This window comes from Mycolicibacterium septicum DSM 44393 (assembly GCF_000455325.1).
In the GTDB taxonomy this organism is placed as follows: Bacteria; Actinomycetota; Actinomycetes; order Mycobacteriales; family Mycobacteriaceae; genus Mycobacterium; species Mycobacterium septicum.
This window is the reverse complement of sequence record NZ_HG322954.1, coordinates 84,197-95,791: the sequence shown is the minus strand read 5'-3', so window position 1 is coordinate 95,791 and position 11,595 is coordinate 84,197. Positions and strand designations below refer to the sequence as shown.

At 62.9% G+C, this 11,595-nt stretch carries 11 protein-coding genes; 9 read left to right on the top strand and 2 right to left on the bottom strand.

The window, feature by feature from the left end:
- Positions 1-1,679: 1,679 nt before the first annotated feature.
- Together TX88_RS31815 and TX88_RS31810 are read left to right on the top strand one after the other, a co-directional pair.
- Positions 1,680-2,597 carry a ParA family protein gene (locus TX88_RS31815; RefSeq protein ID WP_234792992.1) on the top strand — a complete coding sequence of 306 codons (918 nt, stop codon included), beginning with the start codon at positions 1,680-1,682 and terminating at the stop codon, positions 2,595-2,597.
- Positions 2,588-3,244: a hypothetical protein gene (locus TX88_RS31810; protein WP_244438727.1), complete on the top strand. Its 657-nt coding sequence runs from the start codon at positions 2,588-2,590 to the stop codon at positions 3,242-3,244. Before TX88_RS31815 ends, TX88_RS31810 begins: the two co-directional genes overlap by 10 nt.
- 297 nt (positions 3,245-3,541) lie before the next feature.
- Here the strand turns inward: TX88_RS31810 and TX88_RS31805 are convergent, their stop codons facing one another.
- A complete protein-coding gene (locus TX88_RS31805; protein ID WP_044524574.1) occupies positions 3,542-4,027 on the bottom strand; it encodes a hypothetical protein in 486 nt (161 codons plus the stop codon).
- Between the two features lie 262 nt (positions 4,028-4,289).
- On the opposite strand from TX88_RS31805, the gene TX88_RS31800 reads away from it, so the two are divergent.
- Positions 4,290-4,592, top strand: coding sequence for a hypothetical protein (locus TX88_RS31800; protein ID WP_044524573.1), 303 nt, complete (start codon positions 4,290-4,292; stop codon positions 4,590-4,592).
- Between the two features lie 130 nt (positions 4,593-4,722).
- Positions 4,723-5,064: a hypothetical protein gene (locus TX88_RS34425; protein ID WP_065053583.1), complete on the top strand. Its 342-nt coding sequence runs from the start codon at positions 4,723-4,725 to the stop codon at positions 5,062-5,064.
- On the opposite strand, the gene TX88_RS31795 is transcribed toward TX88_RS34425, so the two are convergent.
- Complete coding sequence (locus TX88_RS31795; protein ID WP_234792990.1) at positions 5,032-6,981, bottom strand: hypothetical protein; 1,950 nt, start codon at positions 6,979-6,981, stop codon at positions 5,032-5,034. The two genes, TX88_RS34425 and TX88_RS31795, sit on opposite strands and share 33 nt — an antisense overlap.
- A gap of 528 nt (positions 6,982-7,509) precedes the next feature.
- On the opposite strand from TX88_RS31795, the gene TX88_RS35620 reads away from it, so the two are divergent.
- The 5 genes from TX88_RS35620 to tnpB all read left to right on the top strand — a co-directional run bounded on the left by TX88_RS35620 (position 7,510) and on the right by tnpB (position 11,499).
- Positions 7,510-7,641 carry a hypothetical protein gene (locus TX88_RS35620; RefSeq protein WP_268793730.1) on the top strand — a complete coding sequence of 44 codons (132 nt, stop codon included), beginning with the start codon at positions 7,510-7,512 and terminating at the stop codon, positions 7,639-7,641.
- Between the two features lies 1 nt (position 7,642).
- Entirely contained in the window at positions 7,643-9,352 is a 1,710-nt protein-coding gene (locus tag TX88_RS35615; protein ID WP_049925616.1) for a DUF4226 domain-containing protein, read from the top strand.
- An 82-nt stretch (positions 9,353-9,434) separates the two neighbouring features.
- Positions 9,435-9,740 (top strand): type VII secretion target, encoded by a 306-nt coding sequence (locus TX88_RS31785; RefSeq protein WP_049925613.1) that lies wholly within the window; start codon positions 9,435-9,437, stop codon positions 9,738-9,740.
- Positions 9,741-9,748: 8 nt separating this feature from the next.
- A complete protein-coding gene (locus TX88_RS31780) occupies positions 9,749-10,015 on the top strand; it encodes a hypothetical protein (RefSeq protein WP_234793015.1) in 267 nt (88 codons plus the stop codon).
- Positions 10,016-10,116: 101 nt separating this feature from the next.
- On the top strand, positions 10,117-11,499 hold the full coding sequence (gene tnpB, locus TX88_RS33640; RefSeq protein WP_065053959.1) for an IS607 family element RNA-guided endonuclease TnpB: 1,383 nt from the start codon (positions 10,117-10,119) through the stop codon (positions 11,497-11,499).
- Positions 11,500-11,595 lie beyond the last annotated feature (96 nt).

Genomic DNA, 11,595 nt, shown 5'->3' with positions numbered 1-11,595 from the left:
CACCGCAAGCAGTGCTTGGATCGTTGTCGGAGGGTTTGCGTTCGCCATGGTTGGCAGGATTGCGGCATTCCTGACCCTGCCAGCCCAGGGCTACGCACTGTCCTCGGCTGTCAGCGTTTCACTGCCCAGGCTTGCCAAGACGCACGGCCCAGGCTGGGGCCACGACAACCCGGCCATCACAGACGCCCTCCCAAACCCAAGGGGCTCTGACCCGGTCGCTCACATCCACACCATGACCAGCGAAAAGGCCCCCACAGCGCCAGGAGGGGCCGATCCCGCCCTGCCGCGATAGATAACGCTCGGTAGGCGGTTAGTTACGCGAGAGGCCAAGCTGGGGGCGCAATTCCGCGCGGCCTGCGTAGGAGCTCCACCCAGCCCGGACTAAACCCCAGGTCGCAGCTGCAGAGGCCGGGTATTTGTATCTCGACGACTGCTGAGCTGTCAGGCGGTCCGGACTGTGGCTACCCCAATGCGCTGCGCGACATTCGCATAGGCAGCGACATGCACTGTGGCTGCTGCTCGGTGGCGGACATTTTGCGAGATGCGGTGTCGCGCAGTGTGGGCAGGGTGGGTTCGCACCCCGCGGTGTGCAACACGACCTGCTGGGCCACGGGTGCCAATACCTACTGATTGAACAACCGATGCCTGGGTGTGGTGCCTCACTGATCTATCCACGGCGACACCGACCCGCAGACCAACAGCAATACAAATGGATGTCCCAGCAATGGGCTCAGTTTGCGGCAATAGACGGATCGCTACCTGTACCCGCATAGGTGGTACGACTGCGGAACCTGTTGATATCGGTGTCGTGGTGTCGACTGTACGCACAACGGCGTACCGCATCCGGTCTAAAGCGGGCGCCTCTATTGACCACGGAACTCGGCATTGCACAGTGCGCGGTATGGACGGCGTTGCGACACGCCGAACCGCGCACACAATTTTTCTGGAAACCTGCCGCGTTGTTGATGACGTCATACCGGTACGAATATCTGTGCATACATGGTTGCTGTTATTCATCGCGGCCCCGGTTCGCGTCTGCGGTGGCATGGCCAGCGCTGCTTACTCCCGCGTGGTGACTGAGGCAGTCCGCCCAATATTGGCGCACACCTGCCATTAGGTATTGGCACTGGTATTGGAGCAGGTATCGGGTCAGGTATTCAGCGCGGCAGTGGCGCGCATGTGTCGCCGCGTCTGACGTGCGGGTTTCCCCAGGGCGCGCGGCTAGGCACTGGATGATGCCGCACGCTTGATGCTGCATGGAACCCATACCAACGCAGTGGACGGTGCTGGAAGACACATTGTGGTCGAGGCGGTCGGCTGCATAGGGATCCGCGTCGCAGCCAGCGTTGAGTGCCAGGTTCAATGCCAGGTTTCGGCCAACATCGTGTGCATGATCGCGTTTGCTGCCTGTGCGCACGTGTTGGTCGGTGCGGGCGTCCGCGTGTAGAGCGATGTCCCGATCCAGCCTGGGGGAGCGGCGCGGCGTGGGATGGTGTGTCGCGTTGCGCGCCTTAGACTTTGTGAACCATGGGCGTGCATGGTGTGCAGCACCTTCGGCGGTGCGGTTCAGCAGGCGCGCAGAACCCCCGATACTCGCAGAGTGAGGCGCCGGCATGACTAGCAGCGTAGCCGCTTGGGATGACTCTGGGCCCGTAGAACCCGCCGTAGATTGGCGGCGTTTGGGCAAGGTCTACCTGTTCGGAAATGGCAAGGGAGGAGTGGGCAAGACCACGTGCTCAACGCACGCGGCCGCGCTCGTTGCCTCCGATGGAGCTCGCACGCTCCTTGTCGATCTCAACGGACAAGGCAACGTCGCGACCATCCTTGGCTTCGCCAACACCGAAGCCAACGACCAAGGCCGGAATCTGTTCAGCGCCATCACCGCCGGCGCACCCCTGACGCCCGTTCGTGACGTCCGACCCAATCTCGATGTGGTCCCAGGTGGCATGTTTGTCAAACGCATCACACCTGTGCTCTCGGCTGAGATGGGTAACCAGCACACCGCGAAACAGGTTCTAATGTCGCTCGCGCTGGCCCTGCAGCAGATCAGCGACTCCTACGGGTTGATCATCATCGACTCTCCACCCGAGAATCAGACACTGCTCCAACTCGCGCTGTGTGCCGCCCGATTCGTGGTCGTCCCGATGAAGACCGATGCGCTGTCGCGGACGGGGCTGCGCGAGCTGGCGGGCGACTTTCGGGCCATGCGAGAGCACAACCCTTACCTGATTCTGTTGGGCTGCTTCGTCTTCGCGTCGGGCTACGGCGCGACAAACATCCGCAAAGAGACGAAAGAGAACGTGTCACGTGACCTCGGACAGAAGGGTGACGACGTGATGTTGAAGTCCTTCATCCGTCACTCGGAAGCAGTCGGTCAACAGGTTCCCAAGTACGGGCGGTTAGCGCATGAGTTGGAGAAAGAAATCGTCAACAATCCGAAGCACTGGGAACTGAAGAAGGGCACCGCTGCCAGCAGCACCGTTGTGAGCACCACGACGCAGTCTGTGGCCGAAGACTTCGCGAAACTGACAAAAGAAATACTCACGCGCGGTTCAAAGATCCGCGCCGAAATGATGGAAAAGGGGATGTGGCCGTGAGCAACAATCTGACCCCACAGGAGCTGCCAGCAGAAGATCTGGGGGACCTCACGGCCCCACCGGTGCGCGGCGCAGGACTGTCCGGACTCCTTGATGAGACTCCGGACCCGCCGCCGGCATCGCCGGCATCGCCAGCCGTGTCGGCCGGAGACACGGCCTCTCCGGCCGACACGCAGGATTTGTCCGAACAGGACGAGGTGGTGACACCGATCCGGCCGCTCACCGCGGCGCGCACACCGAGCCCACGCAAGCCGGGCCGGCCCCGTACGCGAACCAAACCGACGTCAGCCGTCTACGTCAGCGATGGCGTGAAGAAGCGGTTCGAGAAGTACCGGCACGACAAGAAATCCACCAATTTGCAGGTCATTCTGGAAGCGATCAGCGCCAAGCACAGAGCCAACGAACTCGACCAAATCATCAAAGAGTCGAAGTACTCGACCGCACCAGTGAGCGATCTGTTCCCGGCCGACCCCTCGTCAGTCCGCTACCTCGGCGGTGGCAGTTCCCAGATCGCATTCAGTCTCACCGAGGAGCAGGAGGCCAAGATCGACGAGATCGGCAAGAAGCTCGGCTTCGAGACCCGCTCGACATGGATCGCACCGATACTCAACAGCTATCTGCCGGGAAAGAAGGAAAAGGCGCACTGAGCGACCCGTTCGACATAGTGGGGGGACTCGCGTCGGCGCAAAGCCCGGTAAATGTCCGGCCCTTACGCCCCCAGGCAATGCGCTCCAGGTCGACGACTTGGAGCGCATTGCCGTTCCTCGGATCGGGGACCGGGACTGAAGCGCCTCCCGCCTGCCGGCACTTTCGAGAACGACCAGCAGCCATGGCGACGCTGGCCGATTTTTTTGGGGTGTGAGGGGGTGGCAGAGCCAGAGCCGACAGAAAGCACCAAAGTGCTGGTGTTATCGCTGGGTATCGCGATTGGCCGCCTCTAACGTTCAGTGGGCGGGTTTGGCGGGTACTGCCTTGGATACCTGACTGAGCGAGGCGATTGTTTGACTCAGTGTCGCAATGGTGTCGAGGAGTTCGTTGCGGTCTTGTTTCAACCGCTCGATTTCAGCTTGCAGTTCCTGTTCGCGTCGGCGGGATGCCTCGAGGTCGGCGCCTTGCAGCATCAGCAGCTGCTCGAAGTCTTGGGTGGGTTGTTGTTGGGTGGTGGGCGGCCACAGGCCGATGGTGCGCAGATGTTGTTCCAGCGAGTCAGCGATAAGGAACCACGCCTCGGCACCTTTGCGTCCGACGATGTGGCCGCGTTCGCTTTCGATGGGGGAGTCTTGGCGATTGGCGAGCTCGGTGGCCCACCGGGGAGTGCGACCGGCGAGGCGTCCGGCTTGGGCGGCCAGATAGGCGCGGCGTCCCGAAGGACTTACCACTTCGCCGTATTCGCCGTTGGGCCACGGGGCTCCGGCGGCCGCGTCGCTCACATACGGAACTCTAGCGGATTTCCGGAATAGTTCGGCACCCCACCTGGGGCAGTTCCGAGTACTGCGGCAATTTTCTGCATACCTTGCGGATGGCGACACACCCCGGCGGCCTCTTTCCGGAATAGATTCGGGTGCTCTAGACTTCAGTCATTGTCGAAACATGGTGTGACCAGGCTAGACAGCATTTCCGAAGACCGGCGGCGGTTTCCGGAAATGATCCGGCCAGGATTGGGCACGCCGCCGATGGCATACGGGAGCAGGGATGACACTCGAGTTCAGCACCACCGCGGTACTCGACGACGAGGCCTCTCGCCGCAAGCGTCGTCAAGGATCTGACACTCGCCAGATGGGCGCGACGCTGAAGGTTCGCTGCCACCAGGACTGGCTGGATACGTTGTCCGAGCGGTCTGACGGGCAGCTGCCGACGTTGATCCGCCAGTACGGCGATCTGCTGACGGAATTGCTTCCAGTAGCCAAGAAAAGGGGCGTCGATCCGGTCGAGTTGATCCGCGAGACCGCCACCACCTTGCTCAACGACCGCGAACTGCATAAGCAGGCCTCTTAGGTGTAGGGCATACGCGCCGGCTGCCGGATACGTTCGGGCGTTATCGATTGGTACGGCGCGTAGAGGCGGCACTGTGGCTCAACACTCTTTAGCGGTTTCAACCCGAACTCGTTGCCTCGGGCACCTGGACTTGACTGCCGTTGGTGATGAGGAGCTCGGCCAGTTGGCGCTCCAAAATGCCCGGCCCGCAGATCGCGACGACCAGCTGTGGGCGCTGTTGTGTGCCGACGACATTGCGCCGAGAGTGCTTTCGGTGCTGCTGGCGATGAAGTCACGCAACACCGCGGCGCTGGCCGCCCGCCAGTTTCCCGGCCGCGCCGATCCTGATCGCCGGCTCGCCGTGCAAGCGCATCGTCAATGGCGTTCTCGTGCTGAGAAGTTCGGCCACCGAGTCGATGCCGCGCTGGCCGCGATACATGCAGAGCGGTCGCATGCGCGTTTAACGGGCGTGGACCAGCCGCGCACCCAGTAGTTCGGTGAGCATCTCGATCACCTCCCGCTCGTCGTCGATGACATCGCGCTGAGGTGGTCCGGTGGCCATGGTGGCTTCCTGCCAGGCCGCGTATTCCTCCTCGTCGTTGTTGCCCCTACTTGCTGGGGCGACCACGGGCACTTCAGGGGCCGTGCTGCGTTGACGTTCGCGTTCCTCGAGCCAGGAGCGCCAGGCGGCGCGTTCGGCGTGGTGGCGCTGGATGCGTTGTTCGCGCACCTGGTCAAGCTGTTGTTGTTGGGCGATGTCATCAAGAGTGACGTGTCCGACTCCCACGGTTCCCCAACCGGATTTGGTGAGCAGACCGGCGATTTGGAGCGCGCTGACCATGGTGTCACCGGTAGCGCGTGCGACGGCCGCCGCCGCGTACAGGTCAGCCTTGTTGGTCAAGCCGTGGTAGGCCACCAGTTCGTAGATGTGGCGTAGGTGGTGTCCCATCACGCTCCATGCGGGGTGGACGGCTTCGACGCGAACCCGTTGCGCGCGGACTGGGTCCGTGCTGACCCGGTTCTGGGTGGTCAGGGCATAGACGTCGGCTTCGGTGCCAAGCGCGGGCCGCACCAGAACCAGTGGTGCGCCGGGTCGTTCACGAAGATCGGCGAGCGTTCTCCACACACTGTCCTCGCTGAGAAGCCCACAGCCGATCGAGAGAGCTCTACCCCCGACTCCTACCAGCCAGCTCCCAGATCGTTGCTCACCGGCCACCACAGCATAGAAAGCCAGTCCTTGCAGTACCGCTCGTACCGTCCACCGAGATCTCTTTCCCACGTACTCGCCGTCTGCCCATGCCAGCGCATTGGCCAGCCAGTCCCGAAGATCCTTCGGTCCACGCCACCCCTGTGTCTTACCCCCCGGTGAGTATTTCTTTTCTCTGTGCCGCGGGGGAGAGGAATTTAGGATGTTGGTGATGTACCAATGCAGGGCTTTGTCGAAGTCCTTGGACAGGGCAATGTCGGCGCGGTGCTTGTAGCGGGTGTAGGCGTTGCCGAGTCCGTCGTGCCAACATCCCCCCACAGCGATGTTGTTGCGCAGGTCGGCAATGCTATAGCCGCGGGCGAATGCGTTGACCACGACCGACATTCGGGCCTCATGCAGGGACTGCCACGTGAGCCGTTTGGGGTTGACGATGCCGTAGGTGGCGAAGTCGACGACGTCATCGGGCAGTTCATCGGTGCGCCGATACGGCGGGGCCAAGCGGATGTCGTCACCGGTGCCTTCGAGATAGTCGTCGACGTGTGCGGCGGTGGCGGCCGGCGTGCGTTGAGGCGACGGGTTCAATGCGCCGAGCAACATGAGCAGTCTGGGCACCAGCGCTGGATCTGAGCGGGTGGTGAAGGCTTCCAGGGCGTCGGCAAGGCTGCCGTCGAGCTGGCGGTAGCCACCCGTCTTGTCCGCAGATCCGGGCACGCTGATGCAGCCGGTTTCTGTGTTGGTGTTCGGCGTGATGTCCAGTGTGGGCAGGCGGGCAGCGAAAAGTCTGACCAACTGGGTCATTTCGTCACATGACGCTGAGGTTCCGATCGCCAGCGGGGCGATGAGGTGGCGACCACCGGTGCTGGAGGAGTCGGTGACGTACTGGCCTCCGCACGAGCTGATCCACCTGGCCGCGGTGTCGAGGTCAGCCTTGACCTGCTCCGCGCTGTGGTGCTTGGCGTCGAAATCGAGCACCAGGACTCGGGTGCGGGCCTTGGCGTAGAGATAGACCGCCGCCGGTCGCAGTGGCAGCGATGCCGTTAACCGGCCCGTGTCCGAGAACTTCCTGGTAGCGGTGTCATAGAGCCGTAGCTGGGTGCGCCCGGGCGCGGCGATCAGCGGTGCCAGTTTCTTCCACACCGCCGCCGGCGGTGTGCTGTGGACCGAGATCGATTCCTGCGGGACGGACTGAGTTGCTGCTGTCACGGCCGAGCCTGCGAATGACGCTGTGGTGCTGAGGTATTCGCGTGCTTAGGCAGCTCGGGGACAAGGAGGTGTGGTGTGGTCGCGTGGGAGTCGGGTAAGGTCTTGCGGCTCATGAAGGCGGCCTTCTATACTGGAGCCAGATTGGTTGAGGATCTGGTTCCGTGAACGTGGGAGCCCTGCCGGCGGAAGCTGCTACTTCTGCTGGTGGATCAATACCCCTGGGCATCGCCTGGGGGTATTGCTTTTTCGGGCCGTGCATATGCGGTTGTGTTCCGGTGATGTGGGCAGCGAGCGCTGCTGGGCGATCCCCCTTCGTTACTGGTGTGGCCGATGTTGTCGACCAGTGTTACACCACGTGCGCGGTGACACCGCGCATCTGTCACGGCGTGTCGCCGAAGTCCACACAAGTCGACACAAGTGGCGACTCCCAGGAATTCGCAACTGATTTCAATCCCCGTCAGTGGTGGGTGTTGTGACCTCTTCGCCGTTACGGTCCGGTTCATGCGGATATGGGGAGGCGGTCTAGCCATGGAGTTAATCGACTGCGTCGACGGCCTGATGACCGGCCCGCGCCCAGGCTGGACACCCGACGACGACCACGACCCTGACAACTCCGGCGCATCCGGGGACCACGACGAGAACGAAACTCAGGTGATGTGAGATGGCCACAAAAGACGAGGTCGTTTCGGCCATCACCCACATCATGAACAACTTGCACAGTGACAAGTGGCGGGGCAATCTGAACAACTTCGACTTCCAGCAGCTCAAGGCCATCTACGAGGACGACACACCGGGCAGCACCTACGTGAAGGACACACTGCTGGGGGCGCTACGCAATCAGTGGCCCACCCTGTTCGACCCGAAAACCGGCGCCGAAGTGACACCGCCCGCCGCGCCCGCGCCCCCTGCGCCGACCGCACCGGCCGGGTCAACCGGCGGCGAACCCAATCCCACGCCAGCCAACAATCAGGGGCAAGGCAATAATCCTGCCGGTGGCAATACGCCTGCAGGACAGGGCGGTTCGACGGAAGGCTCCGACGAACTGTCAGGCAAGGCCGCCGAAACCGCCAAGAAGCTCGACAGCGCTCTGGCGAAAAACCGCACCGATCTCAACGAAGCCGACGTGCAGCTCTCGGATGCCATCTTGTCGGCGACCACCTCCGATGAGGCCGGCAAGACCAAACTGAACGCCCTCAAGCAGTCCATCATCGACGAAGTGACCCGCATCGGTCCCGACGCGATGAACACCCGCGCGGGCATGCAGGAGTTCGCAACATTCTTGCAGGGCAAGACATCTGACATCATGAACGTCGCCCATACGGCCAAGCTCGACTCCGAGTCCCAATCGAAGGTGATGGACGCGATCGGCGCACGCCTCAACGCGTTGGCCCAACAGAACGGCACCCCAGGCGAGCCAGACGATCCGGATAACCCCGCTCCAGGTGAACAACCGGCAGCACCCGGAGCACCGGGGGATCCCGGCACACTCGGAGCCCCGGGCGATCCGGAACTGCCGCTGGATCCGCTGCTCAACGGGGGCCTGCCCTCAGACCCATTCATGCAGGGACTTGGCGGAGCACTCGGTCCGGCCCTCGGAGCCTTGGGCAGTGTGCCCTCCGCACTCGGCTCAGCGATCCCATCGTTCGGTGGCGGCGGCGGGGGAGGCCTGTCCGATCTCGGGCCGGCGATCGGCTCAGCACTGCGTGACGCAGGGGCCAACGATCCAGCCGACAAATCCGACGAGGACAAGCCGTCCGAGCTCAAAGACCAACTGGCCGGCAAGCCCGACGAGGACAAGCCCGGAGAACTCGAGGACCAACAGACCACCCCAGCCGGGAACAACCAGCAAGCTGGCCAGCCCACCGAGCCTGGCCAACCCCCGGTCGCCGGAGCGGCTCCACCAGCTCCCGCACCCGACCTCACCGTCAAGGTCGAAGGCCTCGGCGACATCAAGGTCGACAACCCGGCACTGGCCAACGCCAGCCGTGAAGTGCTCGCCGGCGGCAACGTCCACGATGCCTTCAACCGCTTCAACATCCCGATCCCGCCCCCGGGCACACCGGTCACCGATAACGCCGTATCACCCGGCAAAACCGTGTTCGGCGACATCGGCCAGTACACCGACCACCAGATCATGGCCCTAGGCGACAACAAGGCGTGGGTAAACGGCCAGGTCGTGCCACTCGACAAAGTCGAGCAAGGCACCAACTTCCTGGGCTGGATGCACCCGAGCACACCGACCCCGGCCACACCGGTGGCAGTGACCTCACCGCCACCGGTGATGCAAACCCCTGCTGCCGCGCCTGTGGCCCAAGCCGCCGCACCCGCCCCGCCCCCGCAACGGGGTTGCGCGACATCTTCCCCGGCCTGAGCAGACCCTCCTAGGCCAATAGCTGGCCTGCCCGCCCACATCATCCGAGATCAACCACCAGATTGGAGTACCGTCGATGTCCATGGAGCCCATCGCCGCAGATCCTGCACTCATGCAACGGATGGCCGCGAAGCACGATGACGCCGCCGCCGAACTCACCGGCGCCCGCAACGACCACGGCCAGGTGCTCAGCGCAGCCGACTCATGGGGCCCGCTGTTCTACGAATCGCGCCGCGCCGCCCAGGAAGCAGTCGAGGCACGTGACCAGGCCCTGGCCGCCCAGGCACACCGCCACAGCAGCCTCGCAGAACAGCTGCGCCAGGGCGGCAGCAAGTTCGCCGAGATGAATCAGAACAACGCCGACGACCTCGGCAACATCTCCACCTAGGCCCCGCCGTGTTGTTCGAGGCGAAAAGCAGAGATTCGTCGATCATCGTCACCGTCGACCTCAACGGCACCACCAAAGGGGTCCAGCTGGAACCGGAGGCGATGGAGCTGGCCGACTTCGAGCTCAGCAACCGTATCCAACGGCTCAACACACTGGCCTTCATGCGATCCCAGCTCGCCATGCGGCTGCAATGGGAAGCCAACAACAAAACCGTGCTCACCCCGCTCCCCACAGAGATGCAGGTGCAGCGCTACGAGGCCACCATAGACTTCTGACAGGCAATCTTCACGAGGGGGTGCCAGCTGATGTGGCGTGAGTGGTCCTTAGTTGTCGGTAGTGCGCTGTAGAACCGTGGTCGAGAGTCTGAGGAGGTCTCATGGCGCGTTTCGAGGTGCCTGAGGGCTGGACGGTACAGGCATTTCGGTTCACTTTGGATCCGACCGTGGACCAGGCGTTTTCGTTAGCGCGACATTTCGGTGCCCGGCGCAAGGCATATAACTGGACAGTTGCCGCGCTGAAGGCCGATATAGATGCCCACAAGGCCACCGGTGTCGAGACTTCGAAGCCGTCGCTGCGGGTGTTGCGCAAACGGTGGAACACCGTGAAAGACGAGGTCTGCGTCGAGCCGGAGACTGGTGTGGTTTGGTGGCCCGAATGCTCGAAGGAGGCGTACGCCGACGGTATCAACGGTGCAGTTGAGGCGTACTGGAACTGGCAGCAGAGCCGCGCTGGGAAGCGTGCCGGGAAACGGGTCGGGTTCCCTCGGTTCAAGAAGAAGGGACGCGACGCAGACCGTGTGTCGTTCACCACGGGCGCAATGCGCATCGAGCCGGATCGGCGGCACCTTACATTGCCGGTGATCGGGACTGTCCGTACCCACGAGAACACTCGCCGCATCCAACGACTCATCTCCAAAGGCAGAGCGCGAGTGCTAGCAATCAGCGTGCGCCGCAACGGTACCCGCCTCGACGCTTCAATTCGGGTACTCGTGCAGCGACCTCAACAAAAAACCCGTGTCGCCCGGCCAGAGTCGCGGGTCGGTGTCGACGTAGGTGTGCGGCGCCTGGCCACCGTCGCCGACACTGACGGCAACGTCATTGAGCGGGTGCCGAACCCACGACCGCTGCATGAGGCGCTCGAAGCGTTGCGGCACATCAGTCGGGCCCGGTCACGCTGCACCAAGGACTCACGTCAGTATCGTAAGCGCACCGCCGAGATATCCCGGTTGCATCGCCGGATCAAGGATGTCCGAACCCATCACCTACATTGTCTGACAACACGTTTGGCCAAGACTCACGGCCGGATCGTCGTCGAAGGACTGGACGCGGCGGGAATGTTGCGTCAGAAGGGTCTTCCGGGCGCGCGTGCCCGACGGCGGGGCCTGTCTGATGCCGCCGTGGGTACCACGCGCCGGCACTTGTCCTATAAGACGGGCTGGTACGGGTCGGTGCTGGTGGTAGCTGACCGCTGGTTTCCGTCGTCGAAAACGTGCCATCGGTGTGGGCATGTTCAGGACATCGGGTGGGCCGAACGTTGGCAATGCGAATCATGCAAGGCCGGTCATCAGCGTGACGATTGCGCTGCCGTGAACCTCGCGCGCTACGAGGAAACAACTAGCGTCGTCGGCCCAGTTGGGGCCGCCGTCAAGCGTCGAGCCGACCGTAGGACCGGACATCGTCCGGCAGGTGGCAATGAAGCGCGGAAGAGAACCGGCCAACAGGCCGGGGAACAACCCCGAGACGGGGTGCAAGTCGCGTGACCGCCAACAATCACTCACTTGCAACAGAAAGATTCACCATGGCTAGTAGAAAGATTCACCATGGCTAGTAGTTGTAGTAGTAGCAGCAGCCTGGAG

Bases quoted from the DNA above. Each gene is read 5' to 3' on its own strand.
- TX88_RS31800 (WP_044524573.1), top strand. From the start codon at position 4,290: ATGACACTCGAGTTCAGCACCACCGCGGTACTCGACGACGAGGCCTCT.
- TX88_RS35620 (WP_268793730.1), top strand. From the start codon at position 7,510: ATGGAGTTAATCGACTGCGTCGACGGCCTGATGACCGGCCCGCGCCCA.
- TX88_RS35615 (WP_049925616.1), top strand. From the start codon at position 7,643: ATGGCCACAAAAGACGAGGTCGTTTCGGCCATCACCCACATCATGAAC.
- TX88_RS31785 (WP_049925613.1), top strand. From the start codon at position 9,435: ATGGAGCCCATCGCCGCAGATCCTGCACTCATGCAACGGATGGCCGCG.
- tnpB (WP_065053959.1), top strand. From the start codon at position 10,117: ATGGCGCGTTTCGAGGTGCCTGAGGGCTGGACGGTACAGGCATTTCGG.